General features: G+C 54.2%; 13 protein-coding genes and 1 pseudogene. 6 read left to right on the top strand and 8 right to left on the bottom strand.

The window, feature by feature from the left end; all coding sequences use genetic code 11:
• Positions 1-37: 37 nt before the first annotated feature.
• Positions 38-1,156 carry a tyrosine-type recombinase/integrase gene (locus tag GEU84_RS05380; protein ID WP_174539334.1) on the bottom strand — a complete coding sequence of 373 codons (1,119 nt, stop codon included), beginning with the start codon at positions 1,154-1,156 and terminating at the stop codon, positions 38-40.
• A complete protein-coding gene (locus GEU84_RS05375; RefSeq protein WP_174539333.1) occupies positions 1,156-1,590 on the bottom strand; it encodes a hypothetical protein in 435 nt (144 codons plus the stop codon). Before GEU84_RS05375 ends, GEU84_RS05380 begins: the two co-directional genes overlap by 1 nt.
• A 581-nt stretch (positions 1,591-2,171) precedes the next feature.
• On the opposite strand from GEU84_RS05375, the gene GEU84_RS05370 reads away from it, so the two are divergent.
• From GEU84_RS05370 to GEU84_RS05360, 3 genes are all read left to right on the top strand, one after another.
• The gene (locus GEU84_RS05370; protein ID WP_152824147.1) at positions 2,172-6,260 is read left to right on the top strand and encodes an Eco57I restriction-modification methylase domain-containing protein; all 4,089 of its coding nucleotides are present in this window, start codon (positions 2,172-2,174) and stop codon (positions 6,258-6,260) included.
• Positions 6,261-6,321: 61 nt separating this feature from the next.
• Positions 6,322-7,908: an AAA family ATPase gene (locus tag GEU84_RS05365; protein ID WP_174539332.1), complete on the top strand. Its 1,587-nt coding sequence runs from the start codon at positions 6,322-6,324 to the stop codon at positions 7,906-7,908.
• Between the two features lie 180 nt (positions 7,909-8,088).
• Positions 8,089-8,979: a hypothetical protein gene (locus GEU84_RS05360; protein ID WP_174539331.1), complete on the top strand. Its 891-nt coding sequence runs from the start codon at positions 8,089-8,091 to the stop codon at positions 8,977-8,979.
• Positions 8,980-9,012: 33 nt separating this feature from the next.
• On the opposite strand, the gene GEU84_RS21420 is transcribed toward GEU84_RS05360, so the two are convergent.
• Together GEU84_RS21420 and GEU84_RS21415 are read right to left on the bottom strand one after the other, a co-directional pair.
• Positions 9,013-9,222 carry a helix-turn-helix domain-containing protein gene (locus GEU84_RS21420; protein ID WP_338144761.1) on the bottom strand — a complete coding sequence of 70 codons (210 nt, stop codon included), beginning with the start codon at positions 9,220-9,222 and terminating at the stop codon, positions 9,013-9,015.
• A pseudogene (locus tag GEU84_RS21415) lies at positions 9,217-9,567 on the bottom strand (recombinase family protein); the annotation flags it as partial. The pseudogene GEU84_RS21415 and the gene GEU84_RS21420, both read right to left, overlap by 6 nt.
• 1,646 nt (positions 9,568-11,213) lie before the next feature.
• Between GEU84_RS21415 and GEU84_RS05350 the strand changes: the two are divergent.
• On the top strand, positions 11,214-11,939 hold the full coding sequence (locus GEU84_RS05350) for a hypothetical protein (protein WP_152824152.1): 726 nt from the start codon (positions 11,214-11,216) through the stop codon (positions 11,937-11,939).
• Between the two features lie 164 nt (positions 11,940-12,103).
• On the opposite strand, the gene GEU84_RS05345 is transcribed toward GEU84_RS05350, so the two are convergent.
• Both GEU84_RS05345 and GEU84_RS05340 read right to left on the bottom strand, forming a co-directional pair.
• Positions 12,104-12,652 carry a recombinase family protein gene (locus GEU84_RS05345; protein ID WP_338144760.1) on the bottom strand — a complete coding sequence of 183 codons (549 nt, stop codon included), beginning with the start codon at positions 12,650-12,652 and terminating at the stop codon, positions 12,104-12,106.
• A gap of 137 nt (positions 12,653-12,789) precedes the next feature.
• Positions 12,790-13,200 carry a GNAT family N-acetyltransferase gene (locus tag GEU84_RS05340; RefSeq protein WP_152824154.1) on the bottom strand — a complete coding sequence of 137 codons (411 nt, stop codon included), beginning with the start codon at positions 13,198-13,200 and terminating at the stop codon, positions 12,790-12,792.
• Positions 13,201-13,430: 230 nt separating this feature from the next.
• Here GEU84_RS05340 and GEU84_RS05335 point away from each other — a divergent pair, with 230 nt between their 5' ends.
• On the top strand, positions 13,431-13,682 hold the full coding sequence (locus tag GEU84_RS05335; RefSeq protein ID WP_174539329.1) for a hypothetical protein: 252 nt from the start codon (positions 13,431-13,433) through the stop codon (positions 13,680-13,682).
• 633 nt (positions 13,683-14,315) lie between these two features.
• Here the strand turns inward: GEU84_RS05335 and GEU84_RS05330 are convergent.
• Complete coding sequence (locus GEU84_RS05330) at positions 14,316-14,900, bottom strand: hypothetical protein (protein WP_152824156.1); 585 nt, start codon at positions 14,898-14,900, stop codon at positions 14,316-14,318.
• Between the two features lie 417 nt (positions 14,901-15,317).
• On the opposite strand from GEU84_RS05330, the gene GEU84_RS05325 reads away from it, so the two are divergent.
• A complete protein-coding gene (locus GEU84_RS05325; RefSeq protein WP_152824157.1) occupies positions 15,318-15,743 on the top strand; it encodes a helix-turn-helix domain-containing protein in 426 nt (141 codons plus the stop codon).
• Between the two features lie 298 nt (positions 15,744-16,041).
• On the opposite strand, the gene GEU84_RS05320 is transcribed toward GEU84_RS05325, so the two are convergent.
• Positions 16,042-16,857, bottom strand: a complete 816-nt coding sequence (locus tag GEU84_RS05320; protein WP_152824158.1) for an ABC transporter permease — start codon at positions 16,855-16,857, stop codon at positions 16,042-16,044.
• Positions 16,858-16,863: the final 6 nt, after the last annotated feature.

Raw genomic sequence — 16,863 nt, 5'->3', positions numbered from 1 at the left:
CGGGCGGCCTTTCTGTTGTTGCCATCCGTTGCCATTTTCATTTGCCGCCAGCGGCCATCAGGTCGAGGTCGAGAACCGCTTCACGCGCCGACTCAGCGGGGATGTGAAGGTAGTTCTGCTCTGTGACGCGCGAGTTGGGGGAGTGTCCGACCATCTTCCGGATCAGTTCCAACGGTGTGCCACGTATCCACTGATAGCTCGTAAACGCCTTGCGGCCATACTTGGGTGTGAACCGGATGGGCCCGCCATATCTTTTTACCCCAGAGCGTTTGACCGCAGACCTGAGGGATTTCTTGAAACAGACCATTGGCCTCGCCGGGTTGATGTCCTGTGGGAAAACCCAGTCAGAGCACATGCTCACCTCACGCAGATCAGCCGCAAGCCCGGCACCGATATGCACCTCCCGCGTGCTGTAGCGTGTCTTTGGTGTGATCCTGCCCTGCGACACGACGCGAACGGTGCGGCGGACAAGATCGACGTTCTCCCACCGCAACCGGTAAGCCTCTGACGCCCGCAGTCCGGTTTCACACATCAACCGCACCAGCACCCGGTGCCGATATTTCAACTGATCCAGAATCAACATCATCTCTGGAAGCGTCGGGACCTCCGTATGGGTAGGCGGTTCCACCAAGTCGATGAACTTGGGCACCAGGTCGATCATGCGTTTCTCTCGGCACCAGTTGAGCAACAGCCGCAGCTTTCGCACTTCGGTGTTGATGGTGACCTCAGCCATCCCGGCATCCTTCCGCGTTGCCTGGTAGCGTGCCACAGCACTATCGTCGATCTTCCGCAGTTCATGGTCGCCAAGGTGGGTCAGAACATGTTTCAGAGCATTCAGATCAGTCCGGAACGATCCCTCGCGTTTTCGCCCGGCTTTGATCTTAACCGTCTCGTGATCGACAAACTGGGTAAAGACATCGTTCAGTGTAAAACTGGGCGTCCCCTGCCGTCCCAGATGATCGGCAATTTCCCGATCCTTCATGAATTTCCGGGCGGCGTTCTGTGCCGCAGTCTTTGACGGATACCGGTATCGGACACGTTTTCCGGTGGGGCTGAGTGCAGGTGCAAGATCGATCCTCCAGCTTCCCGTGGGAACACCAGACTTGATCTCTTCCGTGATTGTCACATCGCCGATGTGGAGGGTATTCTTCTTCATCACAACACCCCCTTGCCCAGGTTGCGCAGTGCAATTTCTGCCGGATTGCTGATGGCACGATACGGCTCCGGAAGCGGGCGTTTGGAATTGATGCCCAGTCCCGATCCACGCCGTTCGACGCGCTTCTGATTGCGGAGGTAGCTGCGGATATCGTCCAGCATATACAACACACATCGGCCCGGGCCTGCATAGGTCGGCAGTTGCTCAATCGGAACACGACGCAGTGAATCCACGCTGCAATTCAGCAGCTTGGCCGCATCATGAAGGGACAGAATTCCGGATGCTGCCGAGATGATTGCTGCTCGCAAAACATCGCCCGCCGGGTTGTAGATTTCTCGGTCGGAAAAATCCCTGGAGACAGTCGTCTCTTGTGGTTCATAGGATATCAGATCAGACCGGATATCATCGAAATCGTTTGTGGTATTCATACTCATAGGACAGACCCCTCTTGAGGCCCGACCGTGGTAAACCCGTCTTCGGTGCTGATTGGATTTTCGTCAGATCATCTGACAGGGCGGCAAGTAATGGCAAACCTTAAAATATGCAAGAGCCAATTCATCTGCAACTCAGTCCAAATAAATGACGCAAGCTGCGAGTAGCAGATTTGTCACATATTTTAGCAGTTGGAGAATTCTTCATGAAGAATGAAAGAGATCAGTCGTGGCAAAGAGATTATTCTGTGCGGCCCACAAGTCGGCGGGAACATTCGATAAATTGCAGAATCGCGCGTAGGAACGGAATATAGAGATTTGTAGTTTGCATTGAACAGATTTGAAACGAGAGCAAAACCACAGGGCGCACCCAACGATGGCGTGCAAGTATGACAGCCTGACTCATGCGTTTTCATCGCCAAAGGCGGGGCCGACGTTCTGGATTGATGCTGTTTGCTGCGGTTGCAGACGCCAGAACCAGCAAGTCTGCATTAGACGCCGGATGTTTGTGGTGGACCATCGTTGACAAAAACTGCAAAGGTTCAGCAACTTAGAGCAGTAACCCCAGCACGACCGGAACCGCCATGATTTCCAGTGGATCACTCTTCACACGCGACTACTTGGAGGAGGCGATCACCTCGGAGGCTGTATGGAACGCTGCCGATCTGGATGACATCGCCGCCCGCATCGGCGAGGTCTTCGCAAACTTCCCGATCGAACGTTCCCCGAACGAAGCACAGACCGAAAGCGACCTGATCTGGCCGATCCTGTCGGCTCTGGGGTGGCAGTTCTCGTTGACCCAGCAGAACCTCACTGCGAAGGGCCGGGATGATGTTCCCGATGGATTGTTGTTTCTCGACGAAGCGGCCAAGACCAAGGCTGACCGTCACATCGAGGACTGGAAACGATATGAGCACGGTGTGGCCGTCGTGGAAGCCAAGCGTTGGCGTCGTCCATTGGACCGTCGATCCGGTAAGAGGGGTGAGACCAACGCCCCCTCGACCCAGATGTTGCGATATCTCCGTCGGGTCGAGGACCTGACCAAGGGCAAGCTGCGGTGGGGCATCCTGACCAACGGGGAAACATGGCGACTCTACTACCAGGGAGCCAGATCGGTCTCGGAGCAGTTTCTGGAGATCGATCTCGCCGCCTTGTTCCGGGTAAGAGGTGAATTGTTCGATGCCGATGAGTCCACTGAGGCCGAGGCTGAACGCCAGCATTGGCTGAAAGTCTTCTTGCTGATGTTCCGGCGGGAAGCCTTTGCCCATTCCCCATCTGACAGCCGGACCTTTCACCAACGCGCGTTGGAAGAGGGCAGGTTCTATGAGGAACGGGTCGCCAAGAACCTGTCGGACATGGTGTTCACCCGGGTTTTCCCAACCCTGGCGAAATCCATCGCAGAACAAGCACCGACTGAAAGCCTGGACGTAGTTCGGAATGCCGCCCTGATCCTGCTTTACCGGCTGCTGTTTCTTCTGTTTGCCGAAGATCGTAACCTGCTGCCGGTCCGTGACCCCCGATATGATGACTATTCACTGCGGGAAAAGGTCCGGGGTGAAATCGGGCGTCGGAAGGATACCAACGACACCTTCTCCACATCAGCGGCACGATATTGGTCTGTCGTCGATGACCTTTCCCGTGCCATCGACAAAGGTGATACCTCCATCGGCCTGCCCGCCTACAATGGTGGTCTCTTCAACCGTGATGCCACGCCAGTGTTAGCCAACGTTCGGCTACCAGACAGCGTGATGGCTGAGGTGATCGACCTGCTGTCGTTCGAACGGATCGACGGCCTGCGACGTTACATCAACTACCGCGATCTGTCAGTTCAACAACTCGGCTCGATCTATGAACGCCTGCTGGAGTTCGAACTGACCCGCGATCCGGTGGAGGGGTTGATCGTTCGGCCCAACCTGTTTGCTCGGAAAAACTCTGGCTCCTACTACACACCCGATGAACTGGTGCAGCTTGTCCTGCGGGAAACCCTGGAACCGTTGATCTCCGAGCGGCTGATAGCTTTCCGCGAGAAGGTGGCCGAACTGAACACATCCGATACGGATGAGGAAACCCGGCTACAAACCATCCGCCGTTTGGACCCCGCCGAGGCCATCTTGACGCTGCGGGTGTGTGACCCCGCCATGGGCTCAGGGCACTTCTTGGTCAACCTGGTGGACTTCCTGGCCGACACAGTGATCGACGCCATGGCCGAGGCTACCGCCGTGGTAGAATGGGAGGGTGTGGAATACATCTCCCCTCTGGCCGACCGCATCGCCACGATCCGGTCAACCATCCAGGCCAATGCCGATGCCAACAATTGGACCGTGGACAAGGATCAACTGGATGACCGTCACATCATCCGGCGGATGGTCCTGAAACGCTGCGTCTATGGTGTCGATAAGAACCAGATGGCGGTGGAACTGGCCAAAGTGTCGCTGTGGCTGCACACGTTCACTGTAGGGGCACCCCTGTCGTTCCTCGACCACCACCTGCGGTGCGGTGATAGTCTGTTTGGTGAGAGTGTCGGACGGGTTCTGGAACGACTACGGAAGGGCCGCCATGATGGCTTTCTTCGTGAAGCACTGGCCAAAGCGGTTGGTTCTGCTGCATCTATGAACGCCATCGAAGGCTTGACCGACGCTGAAATCGCCGAAGCCCATCGTTCGGCCAAGATGTTCGATGGCATCGTGCTGATGACCAAACCACTTGACCGGTTTTTGTCGATGATCCACGCCATCGACTGGTTGAACCTAACCGAAAAGACCGACCGTGCCGCCCGTGACCATTTCCTCGACGGCGTGTTCGGTGACCCAGTGGAAATCTCAACCGGTAAGCTAGACCTCACTCTGAACAAGACAGCCGAGGCTGGTCGCATCACATCCATCATTGAACGTGCGCGCGTGTTGATGGACGAGGAACGCTTTCTGAATTGGGAGGTGGCGTTCCCCGGGGTGTGGGATGACTGGGAAGGTCGTCGATCTGGAGGTTTCGATGCCGTGGTCGGCAATCCGCCATGGGACGTGATGGAGTTCGAAGATGTTCCGTGGTTTGAGGCCCGCAATCGTGATGTTGCCTTGGCCACCTCAACGCCCGCGAGAGAGAAACTCATCAAGAACTTGCGGGATGCGGGACATCCCCTATGGCTGGAGTTCGTGCAGGCTAACGCCCGGATGGACGACGCGACCAGGATGGCCCGCATTGGCTATGAGTGGCTCAACACCGGCAAACTGAACCTCTACAAGCTCTTTGTGGAACGGTCAGTGAAGCTTGTGCATCCGGGTGGGCTGGTTGGGTTGTTGGTGCCATCCGGCATCTGTTTGGACAAGTATTCGGCGAAGTTCTTCTCAAAATTTGCGACCGCTGGAAACATCAAGTCCATCTTCGATTTCGAGAACAAGAAGGTGTTCTTCGAAGACGTTCATGCTTCATTCAAGTTCTGTTCATTTGTCATGTCGCCTGGCCGCCGGTTTGACGACTCGGCATGTGGCTTCTTCCTGCAATCCGTCGCAGATGTTAACGACCCGGACCGCGTATACAGGTTGGATTCGACCGATTTTGCACGGGTCAATCCCAACACCGGCACCGCCCCCACCTTCCGGTTCCGGCGTGACGCAAAGATCGTCACGGATATCTATGATCGCCGCCCGATCCTGAACTCTCTCACCGTTGCTCCGACCGGTAAGAACTGGCCGATCAGCTACAGCCAGATGTTGAACATGACCACCTCGTCTCACCTGTTCCGCACGCCGGAGCAACTTGTGAACGACGAGGGTGCCTATATGATTGGGGCCGGTCGTTACCGATCAGCCAGCGGTGACTGGTTGCCCCTCTATGAGGGTAAGATGGCACAAGCGTATGATCACCGGGCATCAGATGTTGTGGTAAACCCTGAGAACGTGTTTCGCCCAGGGCAACAAGAAACCATCGCACTGGATGAGAAGGTGCGTCCGGATCGATACCCCGCTCCACGTTTCTTCGTGAAGAATGATGGTGACTGGTGGCCCACGACAGACGAGTGGATCATCGCGTTCAAGGACATCACTGCCACCACAAATATGCGGACCATGATCGCCACCATCCTGCCAAAGTCGGGTGTGGCACATACCTTCCCGGTGCTGCCAATCGACAAGGAGATCACCACTGACCGGGCTGGGATTGCTGCGGCGGTATTGGCCAACATCAACTCGATCCCGTTCGACTATGTTTCCCGGCAGAAGGTGCCCACCACGCATTTCACATGGTATGTTCTGGAACAGATTCCAGTAATCACGGCAGATGTTCTACGCGGGCACATGTTCGGCCCCCGAAGTGCTGCACAGATTGTAAGGCAGGCAGTGCTGGAACTCACCTACACAGCACATGACATGGCACCCTTCGCCCACGATATGGGCCATATGGGAGCGTCTGGTGAGGTCCTGCCACCATTCCCTTGGGATGAAGCCCGACGCTTGCGTCTTCGGGCAAAACTCGATGCCGTCTACTTCCACCTTTATGGCATATTCGACACCGCTGACCGCGCCCAAAGCCGCGACGACATCGCCTACATCTACAGCACCTTCCCAATTGTCGAACGACAAGAGATGGAAGCCCATGGTCGCTACCTCAGCCGCGACCTGGCCCTGGCCTACTGCAACACACTAGCCGCTGGTCACCCCGATGCGGAGCCAGAAGTATGAAACAAACGGCGACCCACACGCGCCATGGTCTCGATCTGAGACGCAAAGCGGAGGCCAACACATGAAGTTCGGTGTAACAAATCTCAGAAGATTAAGAAATGTCGCCCCTATCGATATTAAGCCGATTACCCTACTTGTTGGAAAGAACAGTGGTGGAAAAAGCTCCTTCCTCCGATCTTTCCCACTTTTCCGGCAATCGTTACTGACTAGAACTAGTTCGCCAATCCTATGGTTCGGTGACTTGGTTGATTTTGGGTCATTTGATGCCTCGGTGTCCAGATTCAACAAAGCCGATGAAGTAACGTTCACTTTCTCAGCGAGCGGCATCGGGTTTGAAGAGCAGGAATACTACTACTTTATCGATGACTTTCCAGTTGTGCAAAGATCAAGCCAGAAGGCGCGGTTGATTTCAGCTTCTTTCACGCCAACAATCGTTCGGCGACAAGAAAAAAATAGACTTTCAATCCTAGAATATCACGTCTCCGACAAAGACATCAAAGTCAAAATTCAAATGACAGACGAAGGCTTAGTTCAAGAAATCTATATCAATGGCGTCGAGTCATCGAAATTTTTAGAGGGTGCAAAAATGGTGAGTTCTGGGGCATCGCTGTTTCCAGAGCTACGTATAATTCCTAACAAAGAGCAAGTTCCTGTTGGGGCACCCTGGAGGCACCTTTCGTCTTCTGCACTTGTGGCACCGCTGTTCAAGATTCTAAGGCAGAATATTGACGGTCGTGTTCGGGACCCTTCATTGCAAGAGTTGGCTCGGCGAATGATTTCATCTGGCTTTCCAGACACAGAAGCACTTCTGGCTGTCGCACGTTCATCAGGTAAGATGGTGGGAGAGCGAATGCGTTATATGCTTTTGCAGAACTCTAATCTGCGAGATCGGATTTTCACGACGATCACTCTTTCGAATATTCCGCTCCTATCGCGCTCAATTGGAAATCATTTTAAGCCAATCCTCAGTTCAGTGCTATACATCGGCCCAGCACGTGCCCGAAGTGAGCGTTACTATCGCTATCAAGACCTAGCGGTCGATGAAATCGATCCGGATGGCCAGAACTTTGCAATGTTCCTTAATTCTTTATCTAGGTCAAAGCTCGAAGCATTCTCCAACTGGGTTGAGTCTCTTTTTGGATATGGGGTCTCAGTAACCCAGAAAACCGGCCACATCAGCATCAGCCTCATTGATAGAGGGATCGAAACCAACATAGTGGATGTTGGATATGGTGTTTCACAGGTTTTGCCAGTGCTTGGTCAGATTTGGTGGGCTCGGGAAAGAACATCTCCACGTGCGCGAAATGCCAGCATATCAATATTGGCTATCGAGCAACCTGAACTTCACTTGCATCCAGCCCACCAGGCACTTCTGGCCGATGCGCTGGTGGAGGAAGCCAAAGCATCCCGAGCAAGAAACACCAATGCTCGGACCATCCACTATCTGATAGAAACTCACAGCGAAACATTGGTGAATAGGCTGGGTGAGTTTATTGCAGCAGGCCGCTTGAGCCCAGACGATGTTCAGGTTGTGCTGTTCGAACCATCCGAAGATGGGTTGATGACTGACGTTCGCGTTGTTCCTTTTGACAATAACGGCAGTCTTGTTAATTGGCCTTTCGGCTTCTTTCAGCCGCCGGTGATTTAATTGATCATATACTGGGCCGATGGTATTGATTTCGACAATATAGACAAAGACGCCGGACTCCTATCCGACGTAACTGAACTTTTGAGATCGTCACGAAAAGGCAATCATGTTGTAGTAATTGAGCGGAGCCTATGTAGAAAACTCCAGACACTCCAACTTTCTGAACGCGACAGAGCCCAGTTGATTCGTCTTGAGAGTGAATACTCACAAACTGGTGGGTTGCCGAAGGAAGACACCGCAATTATCCGGGTCTTAACACGCCGCGACTCCCGTATAGAAGTTCTGGGAAGACATATAGGCGTATCTCTCGATTTATTTTCGAATACTGAGATTCTGGAAGAACCACTCCTGCTTGTTGAGAACGCCCAATCAGATGGTTGGTTCTATAGTTTCCTTTTTAGCTCAATCAGTGCCAAACGCGGCAGAGGACTTTGCCGAGTGGAACCTCGGCACGGTGGTGGTGACGATATCGTTGGTGTTCTGGAGACCTGTATCGCTAGAAAGCGTGTTGTTGTGACACTCGTCGATTCAGACCGCCTTACACCTATAAGTGTTGGAAATAACAAAATGAAACTCGTGAGAAAGGCAAATCGCAGGAGCGGTTGGCCACTTAGCGTGTGCGACACCCCTCCATGTCATGAAATGGAGAATCTCGTGCCATTTCCAGTGGTTCTATCAATGCAGTGCGCACTCAACAATTCAGCCAATCCAGTGCTCAGCGCCATATGCAGCCATGAAGAAGATTCCAAATCGTTTCGGAATCGATTCTGGCACTTCTTCGATGTGAAGAATGGCGTCGTTTCCGAGAAGGTCCACAAACTCACCGCTGATGAGATATCCTGGCTCAATGAAAAATTGAATATTTCTGGGATAAGTATAAGCCCTGATTTTACTGACAATAAGTATATACCGGGTTATGGCTCAAGAGTTGTTGATCAATTGAAAGCTGATCCGGACCTTCAAGAGCTTTTCCAAAAGCATGTTCATGATATCGACTGGCGGACGGCTTTTGACGATTTTGCGGAAGGAGTATTGCCATATTTTATGGGTGCGACCAAGAGGATTACCTGATGGAGCATCAGCGCATGAAGTTTATGCCTTTGCTCACATTCCCCAACGAGCTAGGGCCTGCTCTACAGTGCCGCTGTCTTGTTGGATGCGAACCACAGTCTGTCGCGATAACCTGGTCGCCTTGGCGATGGCGCTGGCTCCCTGGCCCTGCAACAGGAGTCCACGGACGGCCTCTACCGCAGCACGGCGGTAGCTAGGCTTCCGCCCGGCATACTTCCGTGGATCATCCTTAGCCGCTGCAATCCCAGCCTGCTGTGCGATCTTGGTCGCCTCGGCTTGGGCTTGTGCCGTCGCTGCCAGGAACGCGATCATGGCGTCACGGACCGCCTGCTGAACTGGATCAGTCGTTGCCCCATCAAACGTCATGTTGTTGATGACCGTCCGGACGATGACACCACCCCGAACGAAGTGACGCATACAATCGACCACATCCTGATAGGAACGACCCAAGCGGTCCAGCCGACGGACAACTAGCGTATCGCCTGACCGGTGCTTGTCGAACAGACGGCGACCCTCAGGGCGCTCGGCCAGTCGAAACTTCACGCCGCTCGCACCATAATCAGCCAAGACCTCATCAATCTGAAACCCTGCCGCACGGCCCGTTCGCGGACCTCAGGGGAAAATTTGTTCGCCGTCTTGCTCATGATGCTCCATCCGTCTCAAGAGTTGGAGCCTCCGGCAAATCCGGCGCGGTTCAAGGCAGTGATCTCCAAGGCTCAATCGATGAACGCATCCACCAGGGTTCGCACCACCAGCGATTCCTGCGTGTCTGGTCGAACAGGCTGGTCCCGCATCCACTCCTTGGCCCACATACACAGGTGGGTAGGCGACTGGCTTGTTCGCAGTCAATCCAACAGGGCAAGTTCAAACCGATCCATGAGCACCAGCGTATACGCCACCGTCACATGGCTGCTCCAAGGCAGGTCTGGGTCATGGGGTTTCAGCGGTAGCCCATGCAGAGCCTCCAGGCTCGACAATTCTGTTGCCGGGTCCATTTCCAGTGCGAGGTCCTCGATGGGTATACTGTCGGTCCGCAACTAAACAAACCCAGCCACCGGCCCGTCATCCTTGCAGTTGATCGAGGCGTTGAGCCGCCGGATACGCTCCGCCGTGACATCACGGTATGGGCAGCATAGCATAGTCGGACCCCGACTGGACCGAATTTATGATAGCAGCAATACTTCATCCCGATGTTTGTTTGTCACAAACGAGATACAACAGTGTCGCCCTTGAGCCATATCATATCGCCGAACGACACTTGCTGGGGCAGTTGAGGGCCACTTTCTCTGTGTAATAATTTCCCCCGCTTTAGACGACGCTTATTTGTTAAAAATCAATGTCTTGCGTGATTGGCAACGTTCTAGCCTCGCCTATAAAAGCATACTTTCACCCATTCTTTCAGACACAGGGCAATCTGTTTTAGATTCAAAAAGAAGAAGTCGTTACACTCCTTCTTCTTTTTGAATCTAAAAACCACACCGGTTGAGCTTGCACCAAGAAAACCGGTCGCTACGCTCCCAGTTTTCTCGGTGACCAGCATGGCCCGGTGGGCCGCTACGCGGATGGTTCGAAGTAGCAATCGCTCATGGGCAATTCTTTCATAAGGGCTGACGCCCGAACCTCGGGCTGCTCCGCAGCCCATCGCCAAAAAACAGCGATGGGCGCTGCCGCGCAACCCATCCCCAATACATCCTATCAGCCGCCACCAGTCCATGTATTGATCGAATGGACCGTATCGCTCATAGGGCGCGATTCTAGGGGGGCTAAGGGTTTTCTGCGGACCATACCCCAAGTTCGCCGATAACCCCTCTGGCGGGCTTTGTTTGGATGATCCTGGATATCGATCTGAATCGAATTGGATCACGAATTATTTCATAGTCAAGATTTTTCCGAAACCGATGGGCACTTTTTCAAGTTTCTACCTAGATTCTGATGGAGCAGAGGAGCCCCATCATGAAACCGAAAGCACCCAGAATCCCGGAATCAAAAGCCGCAAGGATCGCCACATGAGAGATCAAAACGGTGAAAGGTATGTGAATTGTAGAGCTTGGGTTACGCCAAATGTGAAGGCCATGATCTTTGGCTTCACCACCAAAATCAAAGCAATGGCTGCATAAAAACCTTCCCACATCGGCACTTCGAGGACTTCAAAGAACTCCGCCAGAACGACCGCACAAGAGTCATATCTAGGTGAAATCAATTAAAATCATACCCTACAGGAAAGGGATTCCATCATGTTTCTAGGAGAAACCGCTCGATTCACACAGCGGGAACTCACCATCACGGTATTCGTGCTGATCAGAGCCATCAGCGAGTCCACCAAGCCCGCCAACGTCGCCAAGCTCAGTGAACTACTGCATGCCATCGTGGTAGATCAGAACCCAAGGATACCGTCTGATCTGTTCACGGATTGCAAATACATCGTCGAAGGTATGAACCTTATTGATATCGTCCAGCACCACCACCATAAGACCAAGGAGGGCTATCATAAGCCTCTGGTTGAGCCTGAGTGGATAGATATCGGCCAGCCTTATCTGGGAACCAATCCGAAGAAGGCATCGGCTATCGTTCGGAGCGGATTCAACAAGCAGGTGGTTCCAAAACGCGATGTGATGATCACGTTCGTTCAAGACTTCCGAATGATGACCACGGCACGGAAGAAGCACAACAAGTCCTACTACCAACCCTACTTCGACCACGCTGGTAAGCCAAACGATTTACAGTTCCAACTGGCTGAATCTCAGCTTTACGGCCAGATCGCGTTGATGGTTAAAGCCTATCGCTGGGATATCTTGGGGACCTACGGGCGCAGCAATGCCAAGCATGAAGCACTGATCTCGAAGATTACCCAGTCTGGTTTCAACGTGGAAGCAACTGCCGCTCTTCAATCATATCTCCAGGCCGTAGGAATGGTCCCCGGGACAACTACGCCGCAACTGGCGCATTCCAGAGTGGCCTGATCATGACTCACTACCCCTTGACCAAACCTTTCACCTGCATGCCCGATCTTGTTGCCCACCGCGAACGGGATCAGCGTTTCATGTAAAGGCGTATCTGAGTTGCCAGTTCCTATAGGCTGAGGATAAAACCGCGCTGCCCCGCACCGCTGGTAAGGCATTTCCAGTTAAGCGGGTTCGTTCAACACCCGGTAGACGCTAGCCCGACCGATTCCCATTTTCTTGGCAATCTCAGTCGCACCGACGCCAGCCAGATGCATCGACTTGACTCGACCCACATCGATCTTTGCCGGACGGCCACGATATTTTTCCGGGTTCTTGGCTTTGGCTACCGCTATACCTTCAATTTGGCGACGCTTGGAGATGGCACGTTCCCACTGGGCAAACGCTGCAAGACAGTGGAGTTGCAACCGGGCCATCGGATCATCGTCACCGGTGCCGAACCGCAGACGTTCCGAAACGAACTCGACCGTGACCCGTTTCCGGTTCAGTTCCTCGACGATGTTGAGGAGATCACGGAGGTCACGTCCCAATCGGTCGAGCGAGTGGACCAGCACGGTATCGCCATCCCGAACGAATGAAATCATCTCTTTCAACGCCGGGCGGTCCCGCACTGAGCCACCAATCTTCTCTTCGAAAACCCGTTCCACCCCGTTCACGCCGTCAAGCTGGCGGTCCAAGCATTGCTCGATTGAACTGACTCGGCGATATGCCACAAGCACTGTCTCGGCCTCCTGTATCGGATGGGTCTAGACCATTAGCGGTTTGTGCCTCGAAAGTCAATTGCAGACCCATATGAGGCGGAGCATTTGTCCCACCTTGTCGTCTCGTGCGGGGATACCCTATTAGACAATCAACTCCCGATAGGGGACGACCAGAATGCCTCCGGAAGATTATCCTGATTTGATTGTCCATGAACCGACCATCCGAGATGGTTGACGTATCGGATCATCTGTTCACCCAGACGATACCCGCGATACGCTGCATCAACGACCAGGAAATCACACCAGGCTGAAACCCCATCGATCCCAAACATCGCACGACCTACGGCGAGATCATTCGCATTGGCATCATGCACGGTGACATAAACAAAACCATCTGGGGCCGGGACATCAAGCCCTCGATCATCCCAAAGCTCACGACGTGGATCGAACGTTCCGATCCCGGATTCCACAAACTTTGATGTCAGTCTCATTTCAGAACTACCCATCGCTGTCTGAACGGGCCACGGACGCTCGGATATCTTTTTCGGTATCAGTCCCATAATCATCTCCATAATTGATACTCCAATGTATTTAGCAGAACGGCTGCCACACCGATGAATATTCCATGTCGATGAAGCAGACAGAGGCTGATGGAACCCTGGCACATCACCCGCTGGATACGAGTTGGACCTTCGCTCAACACGACCAATACGTGAGCACAACCCACCCGCCGCCGGATGCATAATGCCATTTTCAGCATTGACTGCCGCGTTGGCATTCAAGTTCGTTCATGAGGAAACAAACACGACGAGGCCATCGGAACATTAAATACAGGAGAGCTTTTTGGGGGGATAATACGGTGAAGAAATCGAGACTGACGGTCAGGAATGTCGATCCTGATGCAATTGAGGGCATCCGCAAAATCATGCGGGAACATCGCATCAGCCTGGGAGACCTCGTTTCTGCTGCTCTGATGGAGCATATCCAGATGTTGGAATCGTTGGGTTACGTCAGTCCGGGTGGGGATGATCCCCGAGTGTGATACCTGGGCCGATATCTACCAGAATAGGTTCACCGGGAAGTCGGGCGTGGTGGCTGGGGCCCAAGTGATGGCAGCACGGACTTATCTCCAGGCGCAAGCCGATGCGGCGGTATTCACCCAGCATGCACCGTTACGAGAAAGCTGTCCGAGGTTACCGTGGGCATGGGACCCACCCTGGGGTCCCGGCCAGGAGCCATGCGCAGTCCCATCTGGGTTTCGGCTGACATATACGAACATCCGTGGATCAGATGGACAGTCGAATCGAAGGCTTCCGTCTGCGTCTTACTGATAGTTGCTAGGGTCGTCGCCATAGGTTTTTCCATCAACGATGAGCCGACACGTGAACGCTCCAGCATTACGCTGTTGCCCTTGTGATCACTGGTCGAGACCTCTTTCACCCCCCATGCCGAACCCGGCGATACAACCCGTCTTCCCGGGCACAGAACCAACGGCATTGAACTGCCGCTACCTGGTTGCCGCATGAGGGTGATCCCTATGCTGAACGGACATCAATCGCGGTGAACCCTGCATTGGCCTTCTCTGCCAGGTATCGTGCATTCGTCTCGCTGGTCGCTGAGACGCGGACCGTGCGCCCGACCGATCCCTTCTGGAGCCTTACGGTGTAGTATTTGGTCATGGTTTTTTCTCCAAATCGAGTTGTGCCAGTTGAGAAGCCAGGATCGGGTTGAAAGCGCCAAACCCGTCCGGGTGAACCCGCTGCAAGGCCCGCAAGCCTGCAAGATGCTGATCGCACCATTCTAGTCTTTCCTGTCGGGACATGGGGGCCCAGCGGTCGGTGAACCAGCCACCCGTCGCCATTCGGGGGTTGGCATACAAAATGGAAATCTGTTCGAAAAAATGCTCCGGCCCCAGGATGGCAACTCGACCCTCCAGTTCGCTCTCCTCATTCTTACGGGCGAAAACCCCGAACCACATGCACAAAACGAACAGCACGGCCATCGTGGCTTGCAGCGTTGCCATGATGCTTCCGCTGTAGGAAATCGCCCCGACGCGGTGCAATTGGGTGAGCATGCCAAATGCTGTGGACGTGGCCAACATGACCATTGCGATGACGAAGAACCCGCAGAATGCAAGGATGCGACCAACGACGCTGGCGATTCCAAAGCCGACAAAGTAGCCGCCGATGATGCTGAACGACATGACCAGGATGACCTTCCCGGTGAGTGCTGCTTCCCAAAAGACCGACCAGAATCCCATCAATAGCCCTCCATGGATCGATCTCTGTCACCTCCCGCCGATGGTGAAGTGACATCGCGTTTGGTGGACGTGATCGCCGGGGTTGAACCAGTCGCTTCCGATCTGGGTGCAAGTTTGATCATTTCGTCGATCCCAACCTGCCCCCCTGTCTCCCGATGAACGGCATCGATCACCCGTCGGCTTGGGATCGTCTTGAAATCTCGTAACCGAACGATGGTTGAAGCACTCGTCGAGCATCGACGTGCGAGTTCACGGACGGAAATCTTCGATGTGATCAAGAAATCATGCAGTGTCATGCGGCGCATCTATTCCTTTAAACGGAACGATTCGCCACAAAAATGTGTTATTATGGCAGATTTTTTCTTCCCAAGTGTTCCGCTGTATGGAACACTGCGATGAAGTTTTCGTGGGATTACCATGCTTCATGATAATATCAAGGCCGCTCGTGAACGTGCGGGTTTGTCACTGGCATCAGCAGCGGACCGGATAGGTGTCGGCAAGACCACGCTGTTCCGACTGGAGGCTGGTGAAGCACCGATAGCGGCTGCAAGGTTGCCGGTGATTGCGCGTGCATACGGCACCACCGTGGCTGACCTAGTGGACGATACCTTCACAGATCGCCCACCCGAACCCGACTATCGGCAAGTTCATGCGGTCGTGCAGATGGTGGAAGAGGTTCTTCACGAACTACCCCAGCGTCCGTCACCATCCCAAGTGTCAACTGTGGTAACTCAACTGCTCCGGCTGACACGAGACGATTTTGACCAACGACTTGAGGGCAAGTTCGACCCGGAACGTTATCGAGAGTTGGTAAAAGCCAGTTTTTACGGTCGGAACCCCTAGCATGTTTCGGCTTCTACATCGGGTGTCCAGAGGGCCAACGATGTTGCCAAATTTGCCATTTCCGTGCCGATCCGGGGCCCAATTGAACCACAAATCGGCCAGAACCGCCGGAGCCACAAGTTTTCTGCTCTATGTTTTTCAATGGGTTACCTTATACAGCACCGGACCAATTGCTTGCCAAGGTTAGGGTCGTGAGTTCGAATCTCATCGCCCGCTCCAATTTCGGTGAATGCAAAGGACCGCCTCGGCGGTCCTTTTGCTTTTGAGGCGCGCGTTTTTCAGGCGCGCGGCCAAGGGGTTATCCCTTGGCCAGCAGCATGCGTTCGGCCCTTGCGGCGCGGCGGCGGCGCACTTCGTAGATGATCGCGCAGACCAGCGTGACCGAGATCAGGATCAGCGCCAGCGCGTTGATCGTAGGTGTAATGCCCGACCGCACCTTTGAAAACACATAGACCGTCAGCGTGTCATAGGTGCCCCGGGTGAACAGCGTGACGTTGAAGTTTTCGATCGACTGGAAAAACCCGATGGCCGCCCCCGCCCCGATGGCCGGGTAAAGATGCGGCAGCAGGATGCGGCGCATCACCTGCATGTGCGACGCACCCAGATCCAGTGCCGCCTCTTCCAGCCCCCGGTCAAAGCTTTGCAGCCGCGCCAGCACCAAAAGCATGACAAAGGCCGCGATGTAGGACACTTGCCCCAGCACCGCCAGATGCAGGCCCGCAGGCACCGACAGCGTGTTCCAGAACAGCAGGGTGGAAATGCCGATCACCGCGCCGGGTGTCAGGATCGGCGCGATCATCAGCCCGTAAAGCACCGAGCGGGTGGTGCCGGCGATGGAGTTCACCAGAATCGCCGCCGCCGTGCCGATGGGCACCGAGATGGCTACCACCGCCAGCGCCACATAGATCGTGTTGCGGAAGGCGTTCCACATGCGCGCATCGGCCCACAGTTCGACAAACCAGCGGTCAGTCCAGCCCACCCAGGGGTAAACCGACGGAAAGCGCGAGTCGTTGAAGGCCGCGCCGCCCATGACCACCAGCGGCAGCAGCATATAGGCCAGGAACAGCACCATATAGGTGTGGAACAGCCAGTCGGATTTGCGGGTCTGTTTCATGTCATC

The sequence above is a fragment of the Fertoeibacter niger genome (assembly GCF_009380135.2).
Lineage (GTDB): Bacteria > Pseudomonadota > Alphaproteobacteria > Rhodobacterales > Rhodobacteraceae > Fertoeibacter > Fertoeibacter niger.
Note: the sequence above shows the minus strand (reverse complement) of the source record. Positions and strands in the feature narration are given on the sequence as shown.

What these genes read in the sequence shown, in the direction of transcription:
- GEU84_RS05380 (WP_174539334.1), bottom strand. Translation starts at nt 1,156, where the DNA reads ATGAAGAAGAATACCCTCCACATCGGCGATGTGACAATCACGGAAGAG.
- GEU84_RS05375 (WP_174539333.1), bottom strand. Translation starts at nt 1,590, where the DNA reads ATGAGTATGAATACCACAAACGATTTCGATGATATCCGGTCTGATCTG.
- GEU84_RS05370 (WP_152824147.1), top strand. Translation starts at nt 2,172, where the DNA reads ATGATTTCCAGTGGATCACTCTTCACACGCGACTACTTGGAGGAGGCG.
- GEU84_RS05365 (WP_174539332.1), top strand. Translation starts at nt 6,322, where the DNA reads ATGAAGTTCGGTGTAACAAATCTCAGAAGATTAAGAAATGTCGCCCCT.
- GEU84_RS05350 (WP_152824152.1), top strand. Translation starts at nt 11,214, where the DNA reads ATGTTTCTAGGAGAAACCGCTCGATTCACACAGCGGGAACTCACCATC.
- GEU84_RS05340 (WP_152824154.1), bottom strand. Translation starts at nt 13,200, where the DNA reads ATGGGACTGATACCGAAAAAGATATCCGAGCGTCCGTGGCCCGTTCAG.
- GEU84_RS05335 (WP_174539329.1), top strand. Translation starts at nt 13,431, where the DNA reads ATGAGGAAACAAACACGACGAGGCCATCGGAACATTAAATACAGGAGA.
- GEU84_RS05330 (WP_152824156.1), bottom strand. Translation starts at nt 14,900, where the DNA reads ATGGGATTCTGGTCGGTCTTTTGGGAAGCAGCACTCACCGGGAAGGTC.
- GEU84_RS05325 (WP_152824157.1), top strand. Translation starts at nt 15,318, where the DNA reads ATGCTTCATGATAATATCAAGGCCGCTCGTGAACGTGCGGGTTTGTCA.
- GEU84_RS05320 (WP_152824158.1), bottom strand. Translation starts at nt 16,857, where the DNA reads ATGAAACAGACCCGCAAATCCGACTGGCTGTTCCACACCTATATGGTG.